The organism is Rhodopseudomonas sp. P2A-2r, from assembly GCF_026015985.1.
In the GTDB taxonomy this organism is placed as follows: Bacteria; Pseudomonadota; Alphaproteobacteria; order Rhizobiales; family Xanthobacteraceae; genus Tardiphaga.
Window position 1 is genome coordinate 5932992 of record NZ_CP110389.1, and the last position, 26781, is coordinate 5959772.

Below are 26781 nucleotides of genomic sequence, written 5' to 3' on the forward strand. Positions count from 1 at the left end.
ATTCTTATGCCGCCCCGCAGATGCGGGACCCACCGCTTGCTCAACAAGATGGGCCCCGGGATCTGCGAAGCAATACTTCGTATTGCGTCGCGTCCGGGGCACGAGACGGAAGACTAACGCAACCGGACAATCACGCCTTCATTGCCGCGCAGCTCCAGCACGCCGGAGACGTTCTCACCCCTGCGATCCAACTCCGTCGTCAGCGCGATTTCGCCGCCCTCGCCTTCCACATGCATCGATGCCGCCTCGCTGCTGAAATTGAGCGCCACCAGCAGGGCCCTGCCGTCATAGACACGAAGATAGGCCAGGACGTCGCCGGCGGTTTGAAGGGGGACATAGTCGCCAAAAACAAGCTCGAGCGTATGCTTGCGCAGGTCGATCAGCTTGACGTAGAGACTGAGGATGGAGTGCGGATCGCTGGCGAATGCAGCCGCGTTGTCGGTGGCGAAATCGTCCGCGAGCGGCAACCATGGCTCGCCCGAGGTAAAGCCGGCGTTGTCGGTCGCGCCCCATTGCATCGGGGTACGACAGCCGTCGCGGCCGACGCCGATACCGGGCACATTCTTCTCGAACGGATCCTGCACCCGCTCGGCCGGGATCGCCACCTGGCGCATGCCGATCTCGTCACCATAGTAGAGCGTCGGCGTGCCCCTCAACGTCAGCAGCAGCATGGCGGCGACGCGGGCTTGCGCGGCGCCCACGCGACTTGCGACGCGCGGACGGTCGTGATTGCCGAGCACCCAGTTGGGCCACGCGCCGAGCGGCAGTGCCTGCTCGTAGCGATCGATCAGCGCCGCGATCTCGCGGGCATTCCACGGCGCCGACAACAGCGCAAAATTGAAAGGCAGGTTGGCGCCGCTGAGGTCCTTGCCGTAGTAGGCCACCAGCCGCTCGACCGGAAGATACACCTCGCCGATCAGTACGCGGTCGTCGAATTCGTCGACGACGCGGCGCATCTCGGCCACCACCTCCTGGACCTCCGGCTGGTCGGCCGAATGCAGCGTCAGCACCGCCTCATGCGGCGGCCGCCCGGCGTTGAAGTTCGGATTCACCGGATTGTCGCGGAACTCGCCATCCTTGATCAGGTGCCATATCACGTCGACGCGAAAGCCATCGACGCCGCGGCGCAGCCAGAATCGCATCACCTCGTAGATAGCATGACGCACCTCCGGATTGCGCCAGTTCAGATCTGGCTGCTTGTCGAGGAAGGCGTGATAGTAATATTGCCCGGTGGCGTCGTCGAACTGCCAGGCGCTGCCACCGAATTCCGACATCCAGTTGTTCGGTGCCGATCCGTCCGGCTTCGGATCGCGCCAGATGTACCAGTCGCGCTTCGGGTTGTCGCGCGAGCCTCGACTCTCAAGAAACCACGGATGCTGATCCGAGGTGTGGTTCGGCACGAGGTCAAGGATCAGTTTGAGGCGCTGGCCATGGGCCGCCGCTACCAGCGCGTCGAAATCCGCAGATGTACCGAAGATCGGATCGATGCCGATATAGTCGGAAATGTCGTAGCCGAAATCGGCCATGGGCGATGGAAAGATCGGCGACAGCCAGATCGCATCAACCCCGAGACGGGTCAGATACGGCAGCCGGCCGATAATACCGGTGAGATCGCCGATGCCGTCGCCATTGGCGTCCTGGAACGAGCGCGGATAGATCTGATAGATGGTGCCGGCCTGCCACCAGACGGTCGCTGCAATATTCATATTCGGATACTAAACCATTAAGTCAGGCAAAATGGGCGCGAAAAAGCGGCCTTCCCATGGGGAAGGCCGCCTCTACAAAAGTCGAAATTAGTCGCGTTCGATGACAACCGAACGACGCCCGCGATCATAATCACGATCGCGCTCACGGCTTCGCTTGATCACGACGGTCTCGTCGCGATCGCGGTAGCCACGTTCGCGAACGTATTCGCGGTCACGGTGGCGATCCGGGACGGCACCCACGGTCACGCCGCCCGGACCCACACCCACGCCGATTTGCTGGGCGCTTGCTGGGACGACGCTGCCGATTGCCGCCGCGGCAACGGCGATGATAGCCAAATGCTGAATCATTGCGTGCTCCTCAAATTGTGAAACGATGAGGTAGCAATGCGAAGCTGTAGCGAAGGTTCCATTAATATGACCGCACTGTAATACTTGTGCAGGCTCAGCGCGTGACCGAGCGCGTAAAATACCTTTAGGCGCCTGGTGCCGTTCCAGGTGGCATTGGCCACGTGTACCGGGGGGATGCCCGCGGTTCGATTACGTCGGTGGCAGGATCGCATTGCTGGGCATCGGCCGGTCGGTGATCTGCTGGCCGAACAGGCTGCCGATCAATTCGACCATGACCCGGGCGGTGCGGCCGCGCTCGTCGAGGAAGGGGTTAAGCTCGACGATGTCGAGCGAGCACAGCAGACCTGAGTCATGCAGCAGCTCCATGATCAGGTGCGCCTCGCGATAGGTGGCGCCGCCCGGGACCATGGTGCCGACGCCCGGTGCGTTGGCCGGATCGAGGAAGTCCACGTCGAAACTGACATGCAGCACGCCCTTGCGTGCCTTGACCTTGTCGATCACCCGGCGGATCAGCACGCCGACGCCGAATTCGTCGATCTGCCGCATGTCGGCGACCGTGATATTGCGCGCCTGCACCAGTTCCTTCTCGAGCCTGTCGATGGAGCGGATGCCGAACAGATCGAGATGGTCGGGCCGGATCGAGGCCCGCGGCTGCGCGCCGAGCAGCCGGTCGAGCCCGGGCTCGCCGCACAGGAATGCCGCCGACATGCCGTGCATGTTGCCGGTGATGGTGGTGGCCGGGGTGTTGTAGTCGGCATGCGCGTCGAGCCACAGCACGAACAGCTCGCGGCTCTGGCCGTGCCAGTGCCGCGCAACGCCATTGACCGAGCCCATGGAAAGGCTGTGGTCGCCACCGAGAAAGATCGGCAACGCGCCGGAGCGCGCCAGTTCATAGGCACGACTGCTGAGCGCCTCGATCCAGCGCTGGATGTCGCGATAGTGCTTGGCGTTCTCCGGCGGCGTGTCATGGGCGGGATGCCCGTCCAGCGCAGTGAGATCGCCGTGGTCTTCAACCTCGAAGCCCAGCTCCTGCAGCAGCGTCGCCAGTCCTGCGGTTCGCAGCGCCGCAGGCCCCATCAGCGTGCCCCGTTGCGAGGCCCCGACTTCAACAGGCGCGCCGAGCAGCGCAATGCGCTTGCGGTCATTCATTCGCAGAATCCCGGGTTGAAATGTGGAAATTAAGCGGCGAAATTTTCTTCGCACTGCAACGTATTGGCCGTGGAGCGGTTGTCTTGCGCATTTGATCAGCAAACATATGGGGCAATCGTGACGAATAGAACGGTCGAAGAAGGCTTGCCGTATCCGCTAGGCGCACATTGGGACGGAAACGGCACCAATTTCGCTTTGTTTTCGGCCAATGCCACCAAGGTGGAGGTCTGCCTGTTCGACGGCGACACTGAGACCCGTATCGAACTGCCGGAATACACTGACGAGGTCTTCCACGGCTACATTCCCGATGTCGCGCCCGGCACCTTCTACGGTTACCGCGTCCACGGTCCCTACGAGCCGGAGAACGGCCACCGCTTCAATCCCAACAAGCTGCTGCTCGACCCCTACGCCCGCGCCCATGCCGGGACACTGGAATGGAATCCGGCCGTGTTCGGCTACAAGATGGAGACCGGCGACGACACCACCTTCGATGAGCGCGACTCGGCGCCGTTCATGCCGAAATGCGTGGTAGTGGATAAGAACTTCGACTGGACCGGTGAAGCCGGCCGGCTCCCCGTTCCATGGGACCAGACCATCATCTATGAGGTCCACGTCAAGGGATTCACCAAGCAGCATCCGGACGTGCCCGAGACCATCCGCGGCACCTATGCCGGTTTCGGCAGCAAACCGGCTGTCGACTATCTCAAGGACCTCGGCATCACCTCGGTCGAACTGCTGCCGATCCACACCTTCATCAATGACGACTACCTGCTCGACAAGAAGCTGGTCAACTATTGGGGCTACAACACCATCGGGTTCTTCGCACCGGATCCGCGCTACGCCTCCGACGTGCCGAACAGCCTGCGCGAATTCAAGGAGATGGTGTCGGCGCTGCACGCTGGCGGTCTCGAGGTGATCCTCGACGTGGTCTACAACCACACCGCCGAGGGCAATGAGCTCGGTCCGACTCTGTCCTTCAAGGGCATCGACAACGCCAGCTACTACCGGCTGCTGCCGGACAAGAAGCGCCATTACATCAACGACACCGGCACCGGCAACACCGTCAACCTGTCCCATGCCCGCGTCATCCAGATGGTCGCCGACTCCCTGCGCTACTGGGTGCGGGAAATGCACATCGACGGCTTCCGCTTCGATCTCGGCACCATCCTGGCGCGCGAGGTCTATGGCTTCGACGAGCAGAGCGGCTTCCTCAAGGCCGTCGATCAGGATCCGTTGCTGACCACCGTGAAGCTGATCGCCGAACCCTGGGACATCGGGCCCGGCGGCTACCAGGTCGGCGGCTTTCCGCCCGGCTGGGCGGAATGGAACGACAAGTTCCGCGATACCATGCGGGATTTCTGGCGCGGCGAGGCGCCCGTCGCGGCGATCGCCCCGCGGCTATCGGCCTCGGCCGATCTGTTCAACCACCAAGGTCGCCGGGCGTGGTCGTGCGTCAACTTCGTCACCGCCCATGACGGCTTCACGCTGAATGACTGGGCAAGCTACAACGAGAAGCACAATGAGGCCAACGGCGAGGACAACAAGGACGGCTCTTCCAACAACGCCTCGTGGAATTGCGGTGTCGAGGGCCCGACCGACGACAAGGCGATCACCGCCCTGCGCGAGCGGCAGAAGCGCAACATGCTGGCGACCCTGCTGTTCTCCCAGGGCACCCCGATGCTGCTCGGCGGCGACGAGTTCGGCCGGACACAGCATGGCAACAACAACGCCTATTGCCAGGACAGCGAGATCTCCTGGTTCAACTGGGAACTGACCGACGACGGCAAGGATCTGCTGAAGTTCACCAAGCGCCTGATCGACCTGCAACGGACCTGCGCGATCCTGCGCCGGAGCCGGTTCCTGACCGGACAGCACGATCCGCATCTCGATGTCCGCGACGTCACCTGGATCAATGCCAACGGCAGCGAGATGCAGGACAGCAACTGGCAGGACACCAACATCAAGTGCTTCGGCATGTTGCTGGACGGCCGCGCCCAGAAGACCGGCATCCGGCGGCTGGGCGAGGACCAGACGGTGCTGATGGTGATGAACGGCTATGAAGACGTGGTGGATTTCACCATGCCCAAGGCGTTCGGCGGCAGCCAGTGGACCCTGCTGATCGATACCAACATTCCCGACACCGACGGCGGGACCGACTTCCCGTTCGGCGATGTCTATCAGGTGACCGGGCGCTCGCTGCTGCTGCTCGCCCTCAAAAAATAGGCGAACCTTCTCTCGCAACGCACCGACCCATCATGACCCGCGTGTGCCGATCACCGGCCGGCGCGGGTCGTTTCGTTTGGAACCATGCTAGCGCACAGGAACTGCCCAAGAATGCCCACATTTTCTGCACAGATCGGGCCGCCGCGCCCGGAACGAACGCGGATTGATACACTTATTTGACAATCATTATTTGTTCGCCTCGCCAGACCATGGAGATTCCAGTGCAGATTCGTGCGGGCTACGACATTGCGTTCCAGTGCTATCAGGAAACCCCGATGGTCCTGATGCTGAGCGTTCATCCCGATCGGCAGTGCGATCTGATGACGCCTGATCGCATCCAGTTTTCCCACGATGTTCAGGCCCGCAACTACCTCGACATGTTCGGCAACACCTGTACGCGCATCATCGCGCCGCCCGGCCTCACCGAGATCCGCAACGACTTCCTGATCAACGACAGCGGCTTGCCCGACGCGGTCAACCCGGATGCTCGCCAGACCCCGATCGGCGAGTTGCCTGACGACGCGCTGATCTATCTGCTCGGCAGCCGCTATTGCGATACCCAGAAACTCTCCGATCTGGCATGGTCGATGTTCGGCGGCATTATTGGCGGCTGGCAGCGCGTGCAGGCGATCTGCGACTACGCCCACGACCGTATCTCGTTCGGCTATCACCACGCCCGCAATGACCGCACCGCCTCCGAGGGCCATGATGAGCGCGTGGGCGTCTGCCGCGACTTTGCGCATCTCGCCGTCACGCTGTGCCGCTGCATGAATATTCCGGCGCGCTACTGCACCGGCTATCTCGGCGACATCGGCGTGCCCATCGATCCCGCGCCGATGGATTTCAGCGCGTGGTTCGAGGTCTATCTCGACGGCCGCTGGTACACCTTCGACGCCCGGCACAACCATCCGCGCATCGGCCGCATCGTCATGGCCCGCGGCCGCGATGCCGCCGACGTGGCAATCTCCACAGCCTTCGGCCCGGCGCCGCTGGCGAAGTTCGTTGTCATCACCGAGGAAGTCGCCGCCGCGCCGGCCCAGGCGCCGATCTGCATGGTGGCGTAGTCGTCTCGCCGAACGATCGCTCCACGATCGCTAGGTCCAAACCAACCCGATCTTCATCAAGCCCGGCCTCGTGCCGGGCATTCGCGTATCGAGGGGAGACAAGGAGAGCGATGGCGAGACAGGCTCGGCCACACGCGCCACGTTTGTCCAGACCAACGAAAAGCCCGCCGATTGCTCGGCGGGCTTCTTTCGGTGACCTGCTGATTAGCGGATCAGCAGAAACAGGATGATCAGGGGGATCGGAATGCCGAGGAGCCAGAGAAGAATGGGCATGTGATGTCCTTTCAGTGTGAGTTGACTGGATCAGTTGACTTGGATTTTACGTGTTCAGGCGACGCTTGTTGCCCCAGGTGCCGTCACGCAGGCCGCCCCCTTCGGTCGCCGCAAGGCTCGCACAGAAGGCACCGAGCAGCAGCGAGGCGGTAAGCCAGAAGGCCAGCGAGGCGGTGGCCTTGCGGGCCGCATCCAGATTGGCCTTGGCGTCGGTGATGACCTGATTGACGCGGGCTTCTGCGTCCGCCTGGCTCAGTCCAGTCCGCGCAGAGACGACCTTGGCGACATAGGTCTTGTCGGCCGGCTTCATGTCGGTGCCGGCCTTGAAGCTGGTGCCGAGCAGACGCGTCAGCTCGCCGCGAGAATCAGCCGGGTTGGCATTGGCCTGCGGGGTGTCGGAACGCAGCAGGGAGTCGACGTAACCGTCCATCGGACCAGAGGCTGCCGTTATAGCACCCTGGGTTGCCCCCGAAGCGGCTCCGCCCATCACGCTCGCGGCAGGCGTGGCGAGCAGGACGGCGCCAAGCACCGAGGCAAAGGCCCATGTGATGAAGCCGTGGGCGGTATCGCGGAAGTAGACTTCATCGCTGTGCACGCCGGTCCACCTGGTGCGCAGACGGCCGGTAATGTATCCGCCGATCGACGAGGAGATCATGGCGATCACGATCAGGTAAATGCCGGTCGCGAGTTTGAATGTGGTGGCAGAAACGCCGGAACCCGACCATGGCGATACGGACGTGGCGCCGAGTGCAACTCCGAGCGTCAGCAAGACCAGCGTCAGCGCACAGGAGACGACGGCGCCGGCAAAGATAGCTGGCCACGACACGCCTGTGCCCGACGTTTCCGCCACGTCGGTCGGTTGGATAACCACTGTATCGATCATATTCGCTCCTGCCCGATGGGCCTGTCCTGTTTCAGCTGCGCATTCAATGTGCATTAGGAACATTGGTTCCGACGGGTTTGCATCATTGCTATGAGCGGAAACCGACTTAAAACAAGCGTCTCGCGCTGTTTCCTCGCCATTATTAAAAATTGTAGTTGGCGCGATAGTGGGGAACGCAAAGCCTGCGACGCGGTTTGGAATTCCTCAAAAGATGTCCCAACCGGAGTTGTGTTTCATGGCTACAAAGAAGGCTGCCGCGTCCAAGAAGGGCGTCGCGCGCCCACCGAAAGCCCGCTCGTCCGGTCAGTCGTCGACGGCGGCGGACAATCAGTCCTTGGATCTCGACACCGGCAAGAATGCCGACCTCGCCCGCGACACCCTGGAACCCGGCGAAGCCATGACCGGAAATCAGGGTGTGATGATCTCCGACGACCAGAACTCGCTGAAGGCGGGTCCGCGCGGCCCAACGCTGCTGGAAGACTTTCACCTTCGCGAGAAGATCACCCATTTCGATCACGAGCGCATTCCGGAGCGCGTAGTGCATGCGCGCGGCGCGGCGGCGCATGGCGTGTTCGAACTCTATGAGGACCTTTCCGAGTTCACCTCGGCGGGCGTACTGACCGATACCTCGCGCAAGACGCCGGTATTCGTGCGCTTCTCCACGGTCGCCGGATCGCGCGGTTCCGCCGACACGCCGCGGGACGTGCGCGGCTTCGCCGTCAAGCTGTACACCAAGGAAGGCGTCTGGGACCTCGTCGGCAACAACATGCCGGTGTTCTTCATTCAGGATGCCATCAAGTTTCCCGACCTCATCCATGCAGTGAAGCCCGAGCCCAACAACGAGATTCCGCAAGCCGCTTCCGCCCATGACACCTTCTGGGACTTCGTCTCGCTGACGCCGGAGAGCGCCCACATGCTGATGTGGGTCATGAGCGACCGCGCGCTGCCGCGCAGCCTCGCCATGATGGAAGGCTTCGGCGTCCATACCTTCCGGCTGGTCAATGCCAAGGGCAAGTCCGTCTTCGTCAAGTTCCACTGGAAGCCGATCAAGGGCGTCCACTCGCTGGTGTGGGACGAGTCGCAGAAAATCTCCGGCAAGGACGCCGACTTCCATCGCCGCGACCTGTTCGAAGCCATCGAACGCGGCGATTATCCGGAATGGGAGCTGGGGCTGCAGATCGTCGAGGAGACGGACGAGTTCAAGTTCGATTTCGACCTGCTCGATCCCACCAAGATCATTCCCGAAGAACTCGTACCGGTGCGCCGCGTCGGCAAGATGACGCTGAACCGAAACACCGACAACTACTTCGCCGAGACCGAACAGGTCGCCTACCACACCGGCCACATCGTTCCCGGCATCGACTTCAGCAACGATCCGCTGCTGCAGGGCCGGCTGTTCTCTTATACCGACACCCAGCTGCGCCGCGTCGGCCCCAACTTCGCCGAGCTGCCGATTAACCGACCGCTCTGCCCTGTCCACAACAACCAGCGCGATGCGATGGCCCGCACTACCATCAACAAGGGCCGCGTCGCCTACTTCCCCAACCGGCTCGGCGGCGGTTGCCCGATGCACTCTCCCGAAGGGGCACAGGCTTTCGTCAGCTATGGCGAGAAAATTGACGCCACCAAGATCCGGCAGCGCAGCGACAGCTTCTCCGACCACTTCAGCCAGGCCACCATGTTCTGGAACAGCATGAGTGACTGGGAGCAGCAACATATCGCCGAGGCCTTCGCCTTCGAACTCAACCAGGTCGAGAACGAGGACATCCGCCATCACGTCATGAACGAGATCCTTGTCAACATCGCCGATCCCCTCGCCCAGGCCGTGTCGGCGCAGACCGGCATTGCCATCGCGCCGGTCGGCGACGCGAAGAATCCGACGCCGTCGGCGCCGACGCCGTCCGGTCCGCTGCGCAAGAACGCCAAGGACCTGTCGTCCCCGGCGCTCAGCATGGACAAGCCTTGCGACAGTATCAAAGGTCGTCGCATCGCCGTTCTCGGTGGCGACGGCATGGATACCGCGCAGTTCAAGGCTGTGCTGACGTCATTGCAGGCCGAGCAAGCCGTGGTCGAGCTGATCGCCGCCCATGCCGGTACAGTGGCGGATTCCAAGGGCAAGCCTCAGAAGGTCAACCGCGCTGCGCCCAACGCACCGTCGGTGATCTATGACGGGGTCATCGTGCTCGGCGGCGATTCTGCCGCGGCGCTGGCGCAGTCCGGTCTTGCCATCCTCTTCGTCAACGAGGCGTTCCGTCACGGCAAGCCGATCGCATTCATGGGGGAAGGCGTCGAGCTCATGGAAGCGGCAAACCTGCCCGATGCCGACGAGGGCAATGGCATCATCACGGGCGATGATGTGGCTCCATTTGTCGAAGCCATGATGCAGCATCGCTTTCCGCGGCGCGCGATCGACAGCGTCCCTGCCTGACGCAGCAGACAGCGACGTGCCTCAGCCGGCACGTCGCCGCATCTTGCCACGCAATCGTTGCAGCTACGGCGCAGCAGCGGTTCAGAATCGGAGAATTTGTCATGGACTTGGCCACCTCTAGCGAACAGCGAACCGAAATGAGCGATCGATCGGATCTTGTCGAGATCGCTCTGACCATCAACGGCAAGCGACGGGAGATGGCTGTCGAGCCCTGGGTGACGCTGCTCGACCTGCTGCGCGAGCGCGAAGATCTTACCGGCACCAAAAAGGGCTGTGACCACGGCCAGTGCGGCGCCTGCACGGTGCTGATCGACGGCAAGCGGATCAATTCATGCCTCACGCTGGCTGTCGTGCGCGATGGTGCCGACATCGTCACCATCGAGGGGCTCGGGAGCGAGACTTCGCCGCACCCGCTGCAGCAGGCCTTCATGGATCACGACGCATTCCAGTGCGGGTATTGCACCCCCGGCCAGATCTGCTCGGCCCAGGGCCTGATCAATGAAAGCCATGCCGACAACCGCGACGAAGTACGGGAGCTGATGAGCGGCAACCTGTGCCGCTGCGGCGCCTACACCAACATCGCCGACGCCGTCGTCGACGTGCTCTCACAGGAGGCCGCCAAGTGAACCGCTTCAGCTATACCCGCGCGGCCGATGTAGCCGCGGCCGTCAACAACGGCGGCGCCGACGCCCGGTTTCTGGCCGGCGGCACCAACCTCGTCGACCTGATGAAGGAGAATGTGGAGCGCCCCGCGCGGCTGGTGGACGTCAACCGGCTGCCCTGAACCGCATCGAAGATCTGCCGGAGGGTGGATTGCGGCTCGGCGCGCTCGTGACCAATGCCGACACCGCCTATGACGAGCGCGTCTCCGCGCGCTATCCGCTGCTCGCATCGGCCATCCTCGCGGGCGCCAGTCCGCAGCTGCGCAATGCCGCGACCAATGGCGGAAATCTTAATCAACGCACGCGGTGCTATTATTTCTACGACACGGCAGCGCCGTGCAACAAGCGTGATCCCGGCTCGGGCTGTTCGGCGATCGGCGGCCTCAACCGCATCCATGCCATCCTCGGCGCCAGCGACGCCTGCATCGCCACCCATCCATCCGACATGTGCGTGGCGCTTGCCGCACTCGATGCCAGCGTCCGCGTCACGGGTGCCGGCGGCGAACGCACCATCCGGATCGGCGACTATCACCGCCTGCCCGGCAACAAGCCGCAACGCGACAACACTCTGCAGCCCGGCGAACTGGTCACGGCCATCGATCTTCCGGCCGAAGATTTCAGCGCCAACTACACGTACCTCAAGCTGCGCGACCGGCTGTCCTATGCTTTCGCCCTGGTATCGGTTGCCGTGGCGTTGAAGATGGACGGCGGATCGATCGGCGAAGCGCGGATTGCGCTGGGCGGCGTTGCCCACAAGCCTTGGCGCTCGCCCGCCGCCGAAAGCCTGCTCAAGGGCAAGGCCGCATCGCCAGCGCTGTTCGGCGCCGTCGCCGATGCCCTGCTGGACGGCGCGGTCGGCCAAGGCAAGAACGATTTCAAGATCCCGTTGGCCCGCAAGGCCATCGTCCGCGCGTTGCAACAAGCGTCAGACGGCACCCCGCAATCGCAAACGGACAAGCGCGTCGCCTGAGGAGAGACCTATGAATATCCGCATCGATTCCGTGGGCATCGGCAGCGCGATCAACCGCGTCGACGGCCTGGCAAAAGTCACCGGTCGCGCGCGCTATGCTGCCGAATATCCTGTGCCGGGGCTTCTGTACGGCTGGATCGTGTCCAGCGCCATTGCCAAGGGCAGGATCGTCGCCATCGACGAGACCGCGGCACGCGCGGTGCCCGGCGTAGTCGAGATCGTCACCCACGCCAATCGGCCGCATGTTGCCTGGCTCGACCGTTCCTACCCCGAAGAAGCCGGCCCGCCCGGCGAACCGTTTCGTGCGCTCTATGATGAGACGATCCTGTTCAGCGCCCAGCCTGTCGCGCTGGTGCTGGCGGAGACTCTTGAAGCCGCACGCGACGCGGCGGCGCTTGTCGAGGTGTCCTACGACGTGGAGCCGCACAACACCGATTTCGACAAGGCGCTGGCGGAGAAGTTCCTGCCCAGGAAGAAGCGCTCGACATTCCATCCGCCCAAAGACCGTGGCGATGCGGAGAGCGCATTCAAGGATGCGGCGCTGAAGCTGTCGGCGGACTATCACCTCGCCACTGAGCATCACAATCCCATGGAGATGCACGCCACGACCGTGGTCTGGGAAGGCGACGGCAAGATCACCGTACACGACAAGACCCAGGGCCCGCAGAACGTACAGGGCTATCTCGCTTCGGTGTTCGGCTTCTCCAAGAGCGATGTGCGGGTGATGAACCCCTATGTGGGCGGCGGCTTCGGCTCCGGACTGCGGCCGCAATATGCGGTCTACCTTGCGGTGATGGCAGCGAAACTGCTGGAGCGCTCCGTGCGGGTGGTGATGACGCGGCAGCAGATGTTCAGCCACGTGCATCGTCCCGAGGCGGTGCAGAGCGTGCAGCTTGGTGCATCCGCGGACGGTAAGCTAGCGTCCATCATCAACAAGGCCACGACCTCCACCTCGCGCTTCGAGAACAACATGGAAGACGTGGTGATCTGGGGCATGATGAACTATGCCTGCAAGAATGCTTCCGGCGACTATACCATTGCGCCGGTGGATACCTACACATCCGGCGACATGCGCGCCCCCGGTGCGGCAACAGGCATGACCATCTTTGAAATGGCCATCGACGAGATGGCCTATGCCGCGAAGCTGGATCCGATACAGTTTCGGCTGCTGAATTATTCCGACATCGACCAGATGAACGGGACGCCGTTCACCAGCAAGGCGCTCAAGGAGGCGTTCGCCGAGGGCGCTGCGAAATTTGGCTGGGACAAAAGATCGTCCGAGCCGCGCTCCATGAAGGACGGCAAGGAGCTGGTCGGGTGGGGCGTCGCCACCGGCATGTGGGATGCCATGTTCATGAAGACCACCTGCAGCGCAAAGCTGTCCGCCAACGGCCATCTCGAAGTGGCCTCGGCCTCCTCCGACATCGGCACCGGCACCTACACGGTCATGACCCAGGTTGCCGCTGACACGCTCGGCCTGCCGGTCGAGCAGATCACCGCGCGGCTCGGCGATTCCAGCCTGGCGACCTCGCCGCTGCAGGGCGGTTCGTGGGTTGCAGCGTCGGTCGGCGCCGCAGTGCAGATGGCCTGCGAGGCCGTGGCAGCAAAGGTGCTGAAGGCGGCGGCCAAGATCGAGGGCAATCCGCTCGGCGGCGCGACCATGGACGACATCGACACTAAGCAAAGTCGCTTGGTGTTGAAGTCCGATCAATCGGTCAGCGTATCGTTCGCCGATGCGATGCACGCGGCTGGCCTCGACAGCATCGAGGTCGAGGAAACCGCCTCGGGCGGCCTCAGCGGCATGATCAGCCAGCTGCAGAAGTCGCGCAACACCCACAGCGCGATCTTCGCCGAGGTCAAGATCGATGAAGAGTTGGGCGTCATTCGCGTTACCCGCATCGTCAATGCGGTGGCCGCTGGGCGCATCATCAACCCGAAGACCGCACGCAGCCAGATCCTCGGCGGCGTGGTGATGGGCATCGGTATGGCCTTGCATGAAGAGACCATGATGGATCACACCCTCGGCCGCTTCATGAACCCAGCTTTGCCGAGTACCACATCCCGGTGAATGCCGACATCGACGATATCGAGGTGATTTTCGTCGACGAGCCGGACCCGGAAGTGACGCCGCTGGGCGTCAAGGGCCTCGGCGAAATCGGCATCGTGGGCACCGCCGCGGCAGTCGCCAACGCCATCTACCATGCCACCGGCAAGCGCATCCGCAGCCTGCCGATCACTATCGACAAGTTGCTGGACTGACGGGAGACCGCACCTGTCGAAGCGGGTATGCGCTACCGCGCCCTGGCCGGACTGATGCGCCAGGTCCCGGCCATCACCGCCACGGTCAGCAGGGCCGTCACCCCGGCAACAGCTGGCAGCACGAGCGCAAGCGCCGCGGTGGCGGCCCAACCGATCGACGAAAACGCTTCGGCAAAGGTCGCGATGCGCGACGACGTCTGGCGGCGGCGAAACTGGCTGCGGCGGCCCTGCACGCGAAACCACAACTGGATCGCGGTCGCCGAGCAGGCCGCGAAGACGCTTGCCAACGCGGTGATGACAGCCAGCTCGGGCCACACCAACAGGAGCGCCAGGATCAACGGCGTAAATACGGCCGCGATGATCAGCAGGACCACCTCGATCTTGGCGCGGGTGATGGATGACGCCGGTAGCGGCGCGGTGGCAACAAGGTCGGCGGCGTCTTCGCCGGAAATGGTGAGCCAGGCGAGACCGCCGGCCAGCTGGCCCGCCGCCATGACCAGCACCGGCGCCAGCACGATGAAACCGCCAGCGCCCTCGCCGATGCTACGCCATAGCATCACCGCCGGGGGCAGCAGATAGAGGAGTTGCATCAGCGTCTGCGACACCAGCCAGGGATCGCGCCAGAGCAATCGCAATTCCTTGCGGCGCAGCGCGCCCTGGCGAGAGACGGCATGGAACGGCCGCGACCGCCCACCGGTCCGCACCACCTTCGGCGAAACGCCGGCGACATAGTCGCCAAAGCGCGGCGCGAATAGCGCCATGGTGACGCCAAGCAGGATCAGGCTGGCCGCCAGCAGCGGCAGCAACGCCACACCGTCGCCGAGCATGGCATGAGCCGGCCACCACAGCATGCTGTCCGCTTCCGGCGCGAAGCGAGCGGCGGTATCGGAGGTCAGCACGGCGAAGCGCGACAGCGTGCCGTAGGACAGGATCGCGGCGATCTGCAGCGCGATGACGAAGCCGGCGCCGGTCACCGCCGAAACGATCTGTGCCATCAGCCGTGTCCGTGCCGGCCCGAACAGCCGGAACAGCGCGATCGTCAGCGCGATGGCCACCGCCGAGGCCGAGAGCCCGATGGCAACGACAACGCCATAGGCGGCGAACCATCGGGCGCCGCCGCCGAGCACCAGCACATCGACGAACGGTGTGGAGAACAGCAGCGCCATCAGCGTCACGCTCATCGCGATGGCCGCGATGCGCACCGAAAAAATGTTGGCGAGCGGCACCGGCGACGACATGATCAGATCGAGATCGGCTCGCGCATAGAACACCCGCGTCACGGACTCGATCGCCTGCGACAGCATCAGGGCCCATGCGAGAACGACGCTGGCCGTGATGACGATCAGGGCCGGCCCAGTCAGCGGTGCCTGGATGTCGGCAAAACGTCCGACCACGGCCCAGGCCGGCAGATGCAGGAATAGCAGCAGCGCCGCCACGACAAGCACAACACCCGGCTTGCGCCAGCGCGTGCCGGCGGTGAGCATCCCGATCAGTTCACGCCAGGCAAGACGGATCTCATGGCCGGCAAACCACGATACGACGGCGACAGGTCTCATGCCGCGACCGGCTCGCTCTCGACCAGCGCGACGAACATGTCCTCGAGGCTGGTGTCGCCCTGCCCGTTCTGCTGGCGCAGTTCGGCCAGCGTGCCTTCGGCGATCAACCGCCCGGACGCGATCACACCGATGCGATCGGCCATTCGCTCGGCGACTTCGAGAATATGCGTGGTCATGATCACCGTGCAGCCGGCCTGCACCCGCGCCTGCAGCAATCCCTTGACGTGACGTGCCGAGACCGCGTCAAGGCCGGTCAGCGGCTCGTCGAGAATGATCAGCCGGGGCTCATGCACCAGCGCGCCGGCCAGCGCTACTTTTTGACGCATGCCCTTGGAGAAGCCTTCGCAACGCTGCTGGAGATGCGCGCCAAGACCGAGAGACGCCAGCAGGTCGCGCGCCGCGCCTTCGGCAATGACGGGATCGCAACCCCACAGGCCGGCGACGAATTCGAGATATTCCAGAGGGGTGAGCTTGTCGTAGATCATCGGCTCGTCCGACACCCACGCCGTGATCTGTTTGGCGGCCACCGGATCGGCCAGCGCATCGATGCCAAGTACCCGGACCGAGCCGGCGTCCGGCCGCAACAACCCGGCGACCATGCGCAGAGTCGTGGTCTTGCCGGCGCCATTGGGGCCCAGCAGGGCGTAGAACTCGCCGGCGCGGACGGTGAGATCGAGGGCATCGACCGCAGGCCGGTCGAACACCTTGGTCAGCCCGCGGACTTCGAGGGCGAATGGCAACGGCTGCTGGCTCATGGGGCGGCATCCATGCTTGGTACTGCAAGGCAACATGCCGGCAATTCATTGCTACGCCATGAACATCACTGTCCGATTCTGCATGTTGTACTACCGGCAAAGGTGCTCCCGCGACGCGTCTCGCTGCCGGCGTCGCCGCAGCGGATCCCTGCTCACGTTGCGCCGGTTCGGATCCCGCATCAGCCTTGCCCAGGGACCGCTGAACTGTGCGCGCCCCGCTGGCTCCGGCGGGGAATTGTTAATGCTCCCACCCCGCAATGGAAGAAAAAATGGAACTTACAACCCATACGGGCTTTGTGCTATACCGGACATACGGCTGGTAGCGTTTCGAATTCGGCACAGGCGGTGACCGTGAGTAGGATTTTCAAGGAAGAGTTCGATCCCAAGGTCTTTCTCGCTCGCGTCGGGGCAGGCAAGGCTATTGCCGAGTACCAGCGTAACCAGACCATCTTCTGCCAGGGCGAACTCGCCGACTCGGTCTTCTACATTCAGAAAGGACGGGTCAAACTCACCGTGCTTTCCGAACAGGGCAAGGAGGCTGTGGTCGGCATCCTCGAGCAGGGACAGTTCTTTGGCGAAGGATGCCTGAACGGCCATCCGCTGCGCATCGCGACCACCACTGCGCTGGAGCCCTGCCTGATCACCTCGATCACCAAAGCTGCCATGATAGCCACGCTCCATGCCGAGCCGGCCTTTTCCGAATTGTTCATGACCTACCTGCTGACGCGCAACAGCCGCGTGGAGGAGGACCTGATCGACCAGCTGTTCAATTCGAGTGAGAAGCGACTTGCGCGATTGCTGCTCATCCTTGCCAACTTCGGCAAGGAAGGCACGTCGCAGCCCATCGCGATCGAACTCAGTCAGGAGACACTGGCGGAGATGATCGGTACCACACGCTCGCGCGTCAGCTTCTTCATGAACAAGTTCCGCAAGCTTGGCTTCATCAGCTACAATGGCAAGATCGAGGTCCACAACTCGCTGCTCAATGCCGTCCTGAACGACAGGCCCCAAATCGAGCGCGACGTCTGACGCCGTGCAAGCTGCTCGATCCACACAACCCAGCGTCGAGCAAAATTGTACAGCGAATCAAATCAGTTAGGCGCAACTTCCAGTGGGAATCGGACTTCCGTGGATACGGAACCGATGGGAGCTGCGATAGATGGCCAACATCCTGATCGCCGACGACGACGAAGCCGTTCAGCAGATCGTCAAGATTCTGCTTCAGCGTAGCGGTCATGATGTCGTCGGCGCCAGCGACGGCCGCAAGGCATTGCAGACCTTTCGCGAACGTGACTTCGATCTCCTCATCGTCGATATCTTCATGCCAGGCATGGATGGTCTCGAAACCATGAAACAGGTGCACGAGTACCGACCGGGCATTCCCATCATCGTGATATCCGGCCACGCCTTCTCCGCGAGGTGCACACCTTCGCCAGACTTCCTGACCATGGCTACCAAGCTTGGCGCCACGTGCAGCCTGCAGAAGCCTTTCAAGTCGGCGGTCTTGCTGGAGAACATCGCCCGGTGCCTCGGGCAAGCGCCGTCCGTTTCAAGTTTCGCCCCGATCGCTGCCGCGGTGTCGCGCGCCTGACGCGATCCATAGCGGACGACAAGACGGAACCGGCCCCCCTACTCGACGGTGCTAACGTAGTGCACTGCGGTAAAATACCGTTAAGAGCCCATTCACGGGAAAACCCTACTAATCAAAAAGGGGTACGCCGTGGCAAATTGCTTACTGTGGCTCGCGGGGGGCACGATGCAGGCATTCAAGTCAATTTCAGCACGCATGATTCTGGCCATTACGTTGGTTGCAGCAGGTTCGTGCGGCGTGCTCGCGGCGTTCAGTATGTGGCAGCAGCAGTCCATCGTCGACATTGCCTCGAAACGTGAATCGCAAAACGACTACGCTAACCTGACTGCCGCGTTGAACGCCGACACGCGCGCAGCCTTGGCAGTTGCCGATGCACTGGCGTCGATGCAGCAGCTCAAGGATGTTGTGCGCGCCAAAGATCGGCCCGGTACGCTGGCGCTGCTCAAGGAAGCGATGCAGAGAATCGCGCCAAGCGGTCTGGAACTGATCACCATCCAGATTCCGCCGGCGGTCGCCTTCGCGCGCGCTCACAACGTGACGGCCTTCGGCGACGACCTGACGGCAAGGCGCAAGATGTCTGTGCAGGTCATCAACACCCGCAAGGCCGTGGGAGGCATTGAAGCCGGCCGCGACGTCCTCAATATCTTCGGCACCAGCCCGATGCTCGATGGCGACACCTTGATCGGAACGGTCGATATTGGGGCGCCATTCGGCAAGACCTTCGTCGACAACATGAAGAGCCGCTTCAAGCTCGACGTGGCGATTCATCAATTGGACGGTCAGGCCACCAAGACACTCGCTTCCACAATGTCCGGCGCGACTGCCGACGCTGCCGCCATCCGCCGCGCCATGGCCGGCGAAACGGTAGTCCAGTTTGGCGAGATCAACGGCCGCCCCTCGGCTACCACTTTCGGTGTCATCAAGAATTTCTCCGGCAATCCAGTCGCCGTGTTCGAAATCGTGCGTGACGTGAGCGCCTATGCGGCGCTGACGCAAAGCTCGCTGAACTGGCTTATCATCGCGTCGATCTGCGTATTGCTGCTGGCTGGCGTCATCGCGACGCTGATGGGACGCGGCATGGCACGACCGATCCGTGCGCTGGAGTCGGCGATGCGCACCATCGCTGCGGGCAATCACACGATTGCGGTGCCGGGCGCCGGCCGCAAGGACGAGATCGGCTCGATGGCCGGCGCGGTGGTCATCTTCAAGGATGGACTCATCGAGACCGACGCGCTGCGCGCAGCGCAGGAAAAGCAGCGCCAGCAGTCCCTGTCCGACCGTCGCGAAACCATGAATATGCTGGCGGCGCGTTTCGAGTCAGGCGTCGGCGGCGTGGTCAATGCCGTCGGCACGGCGGCGGGCGAGTTGCGCAGCACCGCGCAGTCGATGGCTGCCACCGCCGGCGAAGCAACCCGGCAGACCGCAGCAGTTGCGTCGGCATCCGAGGAAGCCACCCAGAGCGCGCAGGCCGTTGCGGCCGCGATCGAAGAACTCAATGCCTCGATCAGCGAAATTGCCCAGCAGGTCAACGAATCCGCCAAGGTCGCCGGCAACGCTGTCGATCAGGCCAACACGACCTACTCGGAAGTACAGACCCTCGCCACCGCGGCGCAGAAGATCGGCGATGTGGTCAGTTTGATAAGCGAGATCGCGGCGCAGACCAACCTGCTTGCGCTCAATGCTACCATCGAGGCGGCGCGTGCCGGCGAAGCCGGCCGCGGCTTCGCCGTGGTGGCATCCGAGGTCAAGGCGCTGGCCACCCAGACATCCAAGGCGACTGACGAGATCTCGGCCCAGGTCAGCGCTATTCAAAACGCCACCAGATCGTCGGTGGACTCGATTCAGGGCATCACGTCGACCATTGGGCGCGTCAGTGAAATCGCCAGCGCCATCGCCGCAGCAGTCGAGGAACAGGGGGCCGCGACCCTGGAGATCGCCCGCAACGTCGCCGACGCCGCGCGCGGCACCGGCGAGGTCTCGGAGAATATTGCGGGGGTCAACGACGCCGCGCGCGAAACAGGTCTCGCCGCCCGCCGCGTGGTCGACTCGGCAGCAGAACTGTCGCAAAACGGCGAGGATCTGAAGACCCAGGTCGACGCATTTTTGCGCGACGTCAGAGCGGCGTAAACCTGACGCCGCCCAGATAAGAGGATGACCGCGATTTACAGCCCGAGATACGCCTTGCGAACGTCCGGGTTGCCCATGATCTCCGCGGCCTTGCCATGCATCTGGACGCGACCGGTCTGCAGGATGTAGGCGCGGTCGGCGATCTCCAGTACTTCGGACATGCGCTGCTCCACGATCAGCACGGTCATGCCGGTATCCCGGATCTTCACCACCGCCTGGAAGATCTCGTCGACCAGTTTCGGCATGATGCCCTGCGAGGGTTCGTCCAGCATCAGCAGCCGCGGCCTCGTCATCAGCGCGCGGCCGATGGCCAGCATCTGCTGCTCGCCGCCGGATAGGGTTTCGGCGCGCTGTTCAAGGCGCTCTGCCAAACGCGGAAACAGCTCGAACACCAATTTCAGCGGCGCATCGCGATCCGGCTTGCCGCGGTACATGTAACTGCCAAGCCGCAGGTTGTCGCCGACCGACAGTCGCGGAAACAGCCGGCGGTTTTCCGGCACATAGGCAATGCCGCGCGCAGTAATGAGATGTTGCGGGATGCCGTTGATCTGTTCGCCGTCGAAGGTCACGGTGCCCGAACGCGGGCGCTCGGCGCCGGCGATGGTCTTGATCAGCGTCGACTTGCCGGCACCGTTGGCACCGCAGACCGCAACGATCTCGCCCTTGGCGACATCGATGGTGACGGAAGAAATCGCGACCAGCCCCTGATAGGCGGTGGTGACTTCATGCACTGATAGCATGACGATCCCCAAGATAAGCGCTGATGACTTCCGGATGCCGCACGACGTCGGTGGGCTTGCCCTCGACGAGGACTTTTCCGAGATTGAGCACGATGGCGCGATCGACCAAAGGCATGACGATTTCCATGACGTGCTCGACCATCAGCACGGTGACGCCGGTCTCGCGCACCTTGCGCACCAGCGCGACGCCGGACTGCGCCTCCAGCGGCGTGAGGCCGGTGAGGCACTCGTCGAGCAGCAGCAGCTTCGGTTCGGTGGCGAGCGCGCGGGCGACTTCGAGCCGCCGCTTCTCCGACGGGATCAACTGGCTGGCCATGACATTGGCGCGCGCCCCGAGGCCACAGAATTCCAGCACCTCATGCGCCTTGCGCCGCGCGTCGCGCATCACCGTGGTGCGGATCAGCGCGCCGACGATCACATTGTCGATCACCGTCATGGTCTCGAAGCTCTTCACCACCTGGAAGGTGCGGGCGATGCCGCGCTGACAGCGCTGCGCCGCCGGCATGCGGGTCACGTCTTCACCGTTGAACCAGATCGAGCCCTGCGTCGGCGGCAGCACGCCGGCGATCAGGTTGAACAAGGTCGACTTTCCGGCGCCGTTCGGCCCGATGAGGCCGACGATCTCGCCGGCGCCGACCTTGATGGAGACGTCGCTGTTTGCGATCAGGCCGCCGAAGCGCTGCCAGACCCCGCGGGTTTCAAGCAGGGGTGTCGTCATTGCGGCACTCCTTTCGAGGCAGGTTTGCGCGAGAACAGCCCGATCAGGCCTTCCGGTCGGGCAAGGGAGATCAGCACGATGACGGAGCCGTAGAGGATCAGGTCGATGCCGCGGCCGGAACCGCCGAGATAATTGCGCGTCAGTTCGGTGAGCGGGATCAGGATAACCGCGCCAAGCACCGGCCCCCACAGCGTGCCAATGCCGCCGAGCACCGCCGGCAGCGCCATCAGCAGCGAGAACTGGAAGGTCATGACGCTGTCCGGATCGATGTAGGAAACGTACTGCGCGTAGAAGGCCCCGCCGATCGCGGTCATGAAGGCGGAGATCGCGGCGGCGCCCATCTTGGAATTGAAGACCACGACGCCGAGGCTTTCGGCAGCGTCGGGATTGTCTTTCACCGCGCGCCACCAGAACCCCCATTTGGAGTTTTCCAGCTTCCACGTCACGAGCCAGGCGACGCAGCAGAACACCAGGGCGAAGTAATAGTAGGGCAGCTTGCTGCGGGTGAACTGGAACTTGGCCCAGCTGTCACCGCGCACCGGCACGTCGATGCCCAGCGCAGCGCCGGCATAGTCCCAGTTGTGGAACAGCAGCAGGCCGATTTCGGCGATGACGATGGTGGCGATGACGAAGTAATGGCCGCGCAGGCGGAAAGTCGGATAGCCCAATCCCAACGCGATCAGCGCCGAGATCATGCCGCCCGCCACCATGCCGAACCACGGCAGCACACCGAACTTGGTGAACAGCAGGGTCGTGGTGTAGGCGCCAAGGCCGAAATACAGCGCATGGCCGAGCGAGATCTGGCCGCAATAGCCGCTCAGGATGTTCCAGCTCTGCGACAGCGCGGCCCACATCAGGGTCAGCACCATGATGTTCTGGATGTTCACGTCCTTGACGAAGACCGGCACCACGGCGGCGAGTGCCGCCAGGAAAATGGCCAGGGTCAAATCGCGGCGGCGGCTTTGGGCGAAGGTCGTATCCATCAGATCGATCCGAACAGGCCGCGCGGCCGGATGAACACCACCAGCAGGTAGACAGCGTAAATGCCCACGGACTTCAGCGAAGGCGGCAGGATCAGTGCCGTGGAGGCTTCCACCAGGCCGACGATGATGCCGCCGGCAAAGGCGCCGAACACGGAGCCGAAGCCGCCGAGCGCCACGGTGACGTAGGCGATCAGCGCGAACGACGCGCCGACGTCGGGGTAGATATAGAAGAACGAGGCCATCACCGCGCCGGCGAGGCCGACCAGCGCGGAGCCGAGGCCCCAGCCGAGTGCAAAAACCTTGTTCTTGTCGATGCCGACCAGCGCCACCGCGCCGGCGTCCTCGCGGGTGGCTTCAAGGGCACGGCCGAAATCGGTCTTCTTGATGAAGAAGAACAGCGCGCCGAAGGCGACCACCGAGATTGCGGCACCGGCCAGCTGCGGCAGCGGCAGGAAGATGCCGCCGAACGACACGGTCTTGCCGCCGAGCCAAGAGGTCGGGATGCTGCGATAGTCCGGGGTGAAGAAGAACTGCGCCAGGCCGCGCATCAGGATGGCGAGGCCGAAGGTGGTGAAGATCTGCACCATGCCGATATTCGCCTTGGCCCGCATGGCGAAGCGCACAATCAGCAAATAGATCACCGCACCGAATACGAACATCCCCGCTGCCACCAGGGGAGCAGCCAGCAGAGGATCGACGGCGAAGAATGCAAACAGGAAGAACGCGCCATACATCGCCAGCATGAGGAATTCGCCATGCGCGAAGTTGGTGACGTCCATCAGGCCGAAGATCAGCGCAAGGCCGACCGCGATCAGGCCGTAGAGCAGCCCCATCAGCAATCCGCTGGCGAGGCTCTGGATGATTGTCGCGGCGGTCAAGTTGCGATCCTCTCGGTGTCGTAGAGTGAAGGCGGCAGTAGTATCCCTCCCCCAAGCGCTGCACAGCAGCGCGCAGTGGGGAGGGTCGGCCGAACGGACGACGATGCGACAGCATCGTCGGGAGTGGAGGCCGGGGTGGGGGCGCCGCGGGCGACAGCGTCTGTGGCGCCCCCACCCGACCGGCCTTCGGCCGGCCACCCTCTCCACCGCAAGTGCGGGGAGGGAAAAGCCGCCGCCCGGTTAGTCGTGATCGCTCAATAGAGCGACCGCTTACTTCATCGGCCAGATGGCTTCGGCGACCGCGCCCTGCGGCGGGAAGATGGTTTCGAACTTGCCGCCGTTGTACTGAAGCAGCACAGGGTTGGCGAAGTTGTTCTGGCCCATCTCGTCGAACTTGACCTTTTCCCACGGCATGATGGTGACGTCGCCCGGCATGTCGGTGGCGACCAGCGCTTCGCGGATCTTCTCGCCGTCGGTGGACTTGGCGCGGTTGATGGCATCGGCCATCACGATCAGGCCCATGAACTGGCGCGACGAGTAGTCGTTGAAGTCCTTGCCCGAACGCTCCTTGTACATGTCGTTGATCTTGCCGACCATCGGCCGCTTGACGGCGAGGTCGAGCGAGAACGAACCGCGCGAGATCACGCCCGGGATCTTGTCGCCGACGGCGTCGTACAGCGCCTTCTCGGAGAAGCCGGCGTCCTGGGCCACGATATTCTTGGCCTTGTAGCCGAGTTCGCCCATGGTCTTGATCAGCAGGATGCCGTCGGTGGTGTAGCTCGAGGGCATCAGCACGTCGGCATCGGCCGCCTTGAGCTGCTGCACTTCGGCGGTGAGCGACGGCGAGTTGGCGCGATACTTGATGTCGGCGACGATCTTGTAGCCGCGATCGGCGGCGAGCTTCAGCTGCGCATTTGCGGAGTCGGTGCCGAAAATGGTGTCTTCATGGAACAGCGCCAGCGTCTCGATCTTCTGGCCCTTCTTCTTCTGTGCGTCGAAGAAGTCGAACATCGCGGTGGAGAACATCTCGTCGTGCGGCGCGGCGCGGAAGTAGTATTTCAGGCCGCGGCGATGCAGGCTCGGCGAGGAGTTGTCGGCCGAGATGAACGGGATCTGGTAGCGTTCGCAGATCTGGCTGACGGTGACCGCCACGGCGCTCTGGTAGGTGCCGACGATGGCGCAGACCTTTTCCTGGGTGATCAGGCGCTCAGCCTCGGCGCGGCCCTTCTGCGGATCGGCCTGATGGTCGGCGAACACCAGGCGTACCTTGGCGCCGCCAAGACCGCTGAAGCCTTCGCCCTTGGCCATCGGCAAGGCGAAATCATAGTTCTTGTTGATGAGGTCGGCCGCGGTCTCGAAGGCCTTCTGTGCATCGACGCCGATCTGCGCGCTGGCCCCGGACAGCGGATAGATCACGCCAATCACGACTTCCTTGACGGCCTGCGCACGCACGGCAGTGGTCGCGAGCGGCAGCAGCGCGGCGGAGGCAGCGCCTCCGAGCAACACGTTTCGGCGAGAAATCGTCATCTGTTGGTCCTTTGTTACAGGCGGCTATCGATGAAACTAATCAAGGTTACGGTAAAGCCTGAAAGATCGGCAAGCTGCTTCTTATAAAACAGCCAGATGCTTGTTCTTGAGGTCGGTGACGAGCATGACGCCCGGCGCATGCGTGATCGCGAACGGCACCCGCGCCGCAGCGATCACCGCCTGGGGCGTGACACCGCACGCCCAGAATACCGGGATTTCGTCGTCGCGGATTTCGACGGCGTCGCCATAATCCGGCTTGTTGATGTCGCTGATGCCGATCGACTGCGGCAGGCCGAGATGCACCGGCGCGCCGTGCACCGACGGAAAGCGCGAGGTGATCTGCACCGCGCGGATTGCATCGGCCGGCTTCAGCGGCCGCATCGACACCACCATCGGACCGGCGAACGGGCCGGCCGACTTGCATGGGATATTGGTGCGATACATTGGCACAAGAACATCCTGCTCAATGTGACGGATCGGCAGATCGTCGGCCATCATCGCTTCCTCAAACGAGTACGAGCAGCCGATCACGAACGACACCAGATCGTCGCGCCAGTATTTTGTCACCTCAGCCGGGCGATCGATCGCCTCGCCATCGCGCCACACCACATATCGCGGGATGTCGGTGCGGATATCGAGATCGAGGCCGAGGGCCGGAATGCGGGGGTCGCCGACCTCGGACATGCCTATGATCGGGCACGGCTTCGGGTTGAGCTGGCAGAAGCGGTGGAACGCGGCAGCCTGGGCTTCCGGCAGAATGACCAGGTTGCCCTGGACATAGCCCGGCGCCACACCGGCGGTGCTGCCGTACTTTCCTGCGCGATATTCCCGGCGGGCAACGGCACTTGGCAACGGTTCCGCTCCTTCGCCATATTGCACTGCCGAAAAACTGGCCATCTCGACATCCTGCCTAATTCTGCCTCGACACGGACTGAAACCTAGGACTAGTATAATGTCTAATCGTTGTTTCTAATCGATAGCGATAAATCTATCTTATCAAGACCCGGATCGTTCAATCAATGGCGGACTTCAAGGCGCTCGAGACCTTCCTTTGGGTCGTCAATCTCGGCAGCTTCCGCGGCGCCGCGCACAAGCTGAACACCACCCAGCCGGCGATTTCGCAGCGGATCGCGCAGCTTGAACAAGAGATGGGAGTGCGGCTGCTGCAGCGTGATGGCCGGGTCGCGTCACCGACTCCTCTGGACGGCAGATGATGGTCTACGCCGAGAAGCTGATCGGGCTGCGCTCGGAAATGATGGCGGCGGTCGGCGACCGTTCGGCGATGCGCGGCGTACTGCGACTCGGCGTCGCCGAGACCATCGTCCACACATGGCTGTCAAAGCTGATCAAGAGCGTCAACGAGGCCTATCCCAACCTGTCGCTGGAGATCGAGGTCGACATCACACCGAACCTGCGTGCCCGGCTCATGGCGCAGGAGATCGAGCTTGCCTTCCTGATCGGGTCCCCCGGTGCCGCCACCGTGCGCAGCCGCGAGCTGTGCGACTATCCGGTCGGCTTTCTCGCCAGCCCGGCGCTCGGACTCGGCAACGGCCCCTTGACCGTGCAGGATCTCGCAAAATTCCCGATCATCACCTTCCCGCGCAAGACGCAGCCCTACGAGATCGTGCGCTCATTGTTCAACCGGCCGGAGCTGCCGCCGATCCGGCTTCACGCCAGCGCCTCGCTGGCCACGGTGATCCACATGGCCATCGAGGGCCTGGGCATCGCGGTCATTCCCACCGCCATCGTACAGAACGAACTGGCGGACGGGCGATTGCAACTGCTCTCCACCGATCTGCAGGTGTCACCGCTGACCTTCTGCGCCAGCTGGTTGGCCTCACCGGATACGGTTGCGATGGAGCTGGTTGCCGATCTCGCCGGCGAGATTGCGCGCGAAAGCAGTTTGGTTGACGTGCCAACCCAGCCGCGTCATTAAAAAGC

Annotated in this window: 19 protein-coding genes and 3 pseudogenes; 10 read left to right on the forward strand and 12 right to left on the reverse strand. The window is 63.2% G+C overall.

The window, feature by feature from the left end; genetic code table 11:
• Positions 1-113: 113 nt before the first annotated feature.
• The 3 genes from ONR75_RS28610 to rocF all read right to left on the reverse strand — a co-directional run bounded on the left by ONR75_RS28610 (position 114) and on the right by rocF (position 3203).
• Positions 114-1706, reverse strand: a complete 1593-nt coding sequence (locus ONR75_RS28610; RefSeq protein ID WP_265080216.1) for an alpha-amylase family glycosyl hydrolase — start codon at positions 1704-1706, stop codon at positions 114-116.
• Positions 1707-1793: 87 nt separating this feature from the next.
• Positions 1794-2054 (reverse strand): hypothetical protein, encoded by a 261-nt coding sequence (locus ONR75_RS28615; protein WP_265080217.1) that lies wholly within the window; start codon positions 2052-2054, stop codon positions 1794-1796.
• 189 nt (positions 2055-2243) lie between these two features.
• Complete coding sequence (gene rocF, locus ONR75_RS28620; protein ID WP_265080218.1) at positions 2244-3203, reverse strand: arginase; 960 nt, start codon at positions 3201-3203, stop codon at positions 2244-2246.
• Between the two features lie 117 nt (positions 3204-3320).
• On the opposite strand from rocF, the gene glgX reads away from it, so the two are divergent.
• Entirely contained in the window at positions 3321-5426 is a 2106-nt protein-coding gene (gene glgX / locus ONR75_RS28625; protein ID WP_265080219.1) for a glycogen debranching protein GlgX, read from the forward strand.
• Positions 5427-5647: 221 nt separating this feature from the next.
• Positions 5648-6490 (forward strand): transglutaminase-like domain-containing protein, encoded by an 843-nt coding sequence (locus tag ONR75_RS28630; protein ID WP_265080220.1) that lies wholly within the window; start codon positions 5648-5650, stop codon positions 6488-6490.
• Positions 6491-6809: 319 nt separating this feature from the next.
• Here ONR75_RS28630 and ONR75_RS28635 read toward each other — a convergent pair whose 3' ends face one another.
• The gene (locus ONR75_RS28635; RefSeq protein ID WP_265080221.1) at positions 6810-7646 is read right to left on the reverse strand and encodes a hypothetical protein; all 837 of its coding nucleotides are present in this window, start codon (positions 7644-7646) and stop codon (positions 6810-6812) included.
• Between the two features lie 235 nt (positions 7647-7881).
• On the opposite strand from ONR75_RS28635, the gene ONR75_RS28640 reads away from it, so the two are divergent.
• The 4 genes and pseudogenes from ONR75_RS28640 (at position 7882) to ONR75_RS28655 (ending at position 13965) form a co-directional block, all read left to right on the forward strand.
• On the forward strand, positions 7882-10074 hold the full coding sequence (locus ONR75_RS28640) for a catalase (protein ID WP_265080222.1): 2193 nt from the start codon (positions 7882-7884) through the stop codon (positions 10072-10074).
• A 137-nt stretch (positions 10075-10211) separates the two neighbouring features.
• Positions 10212-10700 (forward strand): (2Fe-2S)-binding protein, encoded by a 489-nt coding sequence (locus tag ONR75_RS28645; protein ID WP_265080223.1) that lies wholly within the window; start codon positions 10212-10214, stop codon positions 10698-10700.
• A pseudogene (locus tag ONR75_RS28650) lies at positions 10697-11706 on the forward strand (FAD binding domain-containing protein). Before ONR75_RS28645 ends, ONR75_RS28650 begins: the two are co-directional and overlap by 4 nt.
• Before the next feature lie 10 nt (positions 11707-11716).
• Positions 11717-13965: pseudogene (locus tag ONR75_RS28655) on the forward strand (xanthine dehydrogenase family protein molybdopterin-binding subunit).
• A 32-nt stretch (positions 13966-13997) separates the two neighbouring features.
• Here ONR75_RS28655 and ONR75_RS28660 read toward each other — a convergent pair.
• Both ONR75_RS28660 and ONR75_RS28665 read right to left on the reverse strand, forming a co-directional pair.
• Positions 13998-15521, reverse strand: a complete 1524-nt coding sequence (locus ONR75_RS28660; RefSeq protein WP_265080224.1) for a permease — start codon at positions 15519-15521, stop codon at positions 13998-14000.
• Positions 15518-16276 carry an ABC transporter ATP-binding protein gene (locus ONR75_RS28665; RefSeq protein ID WP_265080225.1) on the reverse strand — a complete coding sequence of 253 codons (759 nt, stop codon included), beginning with the start codon at positions 16274-16276 and terminating at the stop codon, positions 15518-15520. Before ONR75_RS28665 ends, ONR75_RS28660 begins: the two co-directional genes overlap by 4 nt.
• 351 nt (positions 16277-16627) lie before the next feature.
• On the opposite strand from ONR75_RS28665, the gene ONR75_RS28670 reads away from it, so the two are divergent.
• The 3 genes from ONR75_RS28670 to ONR75_RS28680 all read left to right on the forward strand — a co-directional run bounded on the left by ONR75_RS28670 (position 16628) and on the right by ONR75_RS28680 (position 19994).
• Entirely contained in the window at positions 16628-17305 is a 678-nt protein-coding gene (locus tag ONR75_RS28670) for a Crp/Fnr family transcriptional regulator (protein WP_265083835.1), read from the forward strand.
• A 130-nt stretch (positions 17306-17435) separates the two neighbouring features.
• Positions 17436-17867, forward strand: coding sequence for a response regulator (locus ONR75_RS28675; RefSeq protein WP_265080226.1), 432 nt, complete (start codon positions 17436-17438; stop codon positions 17865-17867).
• 165 nt (positions 17868-18032) lie between these two features.
• A complete protein-coding gene (locus ONR75_RS28680; protein ID WP_265080227.1) occupies positions 18033-19994 on the forward strand; it encodes a methyl-accepting chemotaxis protein in 1962 nt (653 codons plus the stop codon).
• A gap of 35 nt (positions 19995-20029) precedes the next feature.
• On the opposite strand, the gene ONR75_RS28685 is transcribed toward ONR75_RS28680, so the two are convergent.
• From ONR75_RS28685 to ONR75_RS28710, 6 genes are all read right to left on the reverse strand, one after another.
• Positions 20030-20734 (reverse strand): ABC transporter ATP-binding protein, encoded by a 705-nt coding sequence (locus ONR75_RS28685; RefSeq protein ID WP_265080228.1) that lies wholly within the window; start codon positions 20732-20734, stop codon positions 20030-20032.
• Positions 20718-21452: an ABC transporter ATP-binding protein gene (locus ONR75_RS28690; protein ID WP_265080229.1), complete on the reverse strand. Its 735-nt coding sequence runs from the start codon at positions 21450-21452 to the stop codon at positions 20718-20720. Before ONR75_RS28690 ends, ONR75_RS28685 begins: the two co-directional genes overlap by 17 nt.
• The gene (locus tag ONR75_RS28695; RefSeq protein ID WP_265080230.1) at positions 21449-22435 is read right to left on the reverse strand and encodes a branched-chain amino acid ABC transporter permease; all 987 of its coding nucleotides are present in this window, start codon (positions 22433-22435) and stop codon (positions 21449-21451) included. Before ONR75_RS28695 ends, ONR75_RS28690 begins: the two co-directional genes overlap by 4 nt.
• Positions 22435-23268, reverse strand: a complete 834-nt coding sequence (locus ONR75_RS28700; protein WP_265083836.1) for a branched-chain amino acid ABC transporter permease — start codon at positions 23266-23268, stop codon at positions 22435-22437. Before ONR75_RS28700 ends, ONR75_RS28695 begins: the two co-directional genes overlap by 1 nt.
• A 315-nt stretch (positions 23269-23583) precedes the next feature.
• The gene (locus ONR75_RS28705; protein WP_265080231.1) at positions 23584-24840 is read right to left on the reverse strand and encodes an ABC transporter substrate-binding protein; all 1257 of its coding nucleotides are present in this window, start codon (positions 24838-24840) and stop codon (positions 23584-23586) included.
• An 81-nt stretch (positions 24841-24921) separates the two neighbouring features.
• On the reverse strand, positions 24922-25737 hold the full coding sequence (locus ONR75_RS28710) for a putative hydro-lyase (protein WP_265080232.1): 816 nt from the start codon (positions 25735-25737) through the stop codon (positions 24922-24924).
• 122 nt (positions 25738-25859) lie between these two features.
• On the opposite strand from ONR75_RS28710, the pseudogene ONR75_RS28715 reads away from it, so the two are divergent.
• A pseudogene (locus ONR75_RS28715) lies at positions 25860-26776 on the forward strand (LysR family transcriptional regulator).
• The last annotated feature ends 5 nt before the right edge of the window (positions 26777-26781 follow it).

What these genes read in the sequence shown, in the direction of transcription:
- ONR75_RS28610 (WP_265080216.1), bottom strand. Translation starts at nt 1,706, where the DNA reads ATGAATATTGCAGCGACCGTCTGGTGGCAGGCCGGCACCATCTATCAG.
- ONR75_RS28615 (WP_265080217.1), bottom strand. Translation starts at nt 2,054, where the DNA reads ATGATTCAGCATTTGGCTATCATCGCCGTTGCCGCGGCGGCAATCGGC.
- rocF (WP_265080218.1), bottom strand. Translation starts at nt 3,203, where the DNA reads ATGAATGACCGCAAGCGCATTGCGCTGCTCGGCGCGCCTGTTGAAGTC.
- ONR75_RS28635 (WP_265080221.1), bottom strand. Translation starts at nt 7,646, where the DNA reads ATGATCGATACAGTGGTTATCCAACCGACCGACGTGGCGGAAACGTCG.
- ONR75_RS28640 (WP_265080222.1), top strand. Translation starts at nt 7,882, where the DNA reads ATGGCTACAAAGAAGGCTGCCGCGTCCAAGAAGGGCGTCGCGCGCCCA.
- ONR75_RS28645 (WP_265080223.1), top strand. Translation starts at nt 10,212, where the DNA reads ATGAGCGATCGATCGGATCTTGTCGAGATCGCTCTGACCATCAACGGC.
- ONR75_RS28660 (WP_265080224.1), bottom strand. Translation starts at nt 15,521, where the DNA reads ATGAGACCTGTCGCCGTCGTATCGTGGTTTGCCGGCCATGAGATCCGT.
- ONR75_RS28665 (WP_265080225.1), bottom strand. Translation starts at nt 16,276, where the DNA reads ATGAGCCAGCAGCCGTTGCCATTCGCCCTCGAAGTCCGCGGGCTGACC.
- ONR75_RS28675 (WP_265080226.1), top strand. Translation starts at nt 17,436, where the DNA reads ATGGCCAACATCCTGATCGCCGACGACGACGAAGCCGTTCAGCAGATC.
- ONR75_RS28680 (WP_265080227.1), top strand. Translation starts at nt 18,033, where the DNA reads ATGCAGGCATTCAAGTCAATTTCAGCACGCATGATTCTGGCCATTACG.
- ONR75_RS28685 (WP_265080228.1), bottom strand. Translation starts at nt 20,734, where the DNA reads ATGCTATCAGTGCATGAAGTCACCACCGCCTATCAGGGGCTGGTCGCG.
- ONR75_RS28690 (WP_265080229.1), bottom strand. Translation starts at nt 21,452, where the DNA reads ATGACGACACCCCTGCTTGAAACCCGCGGGGTCTGGCAGCGCTTCGGC.
- ONR75_RS28695 (WP_265080230.1), bottom strand. Translation starts at nt 22,435, where the DNA reads ATGGATACGACCTTCGCCCAAAGCCGCCGCCGCGATTTGACCCTGGCC.
- ONR75_RS28700 (WP_265083836.1), bottom strand. Translation starts at nt 23,268, where the DNA reads ATGGGGCTGCTCTACGGCCTGATCGCGGTCGGCCTTGCGCTGATCTTC.
- ONR75_RS28705 (WP_265080231.1), bottom strand. Translation starts at nt 24,840, where the DNA reads ATGACGATTTCTCGCCGAAACGTGTTGCTCGGAGGCGCTGCCTCCGCC.
- ONR75_RS28710 (WP_265080232.1), bottom strand. Translation starts at nt 25,737, where the DNA reads ATGGCCAGTTTTTCGGCAGTGCAATATGGCGAAGGAGCGGAACCGTTG.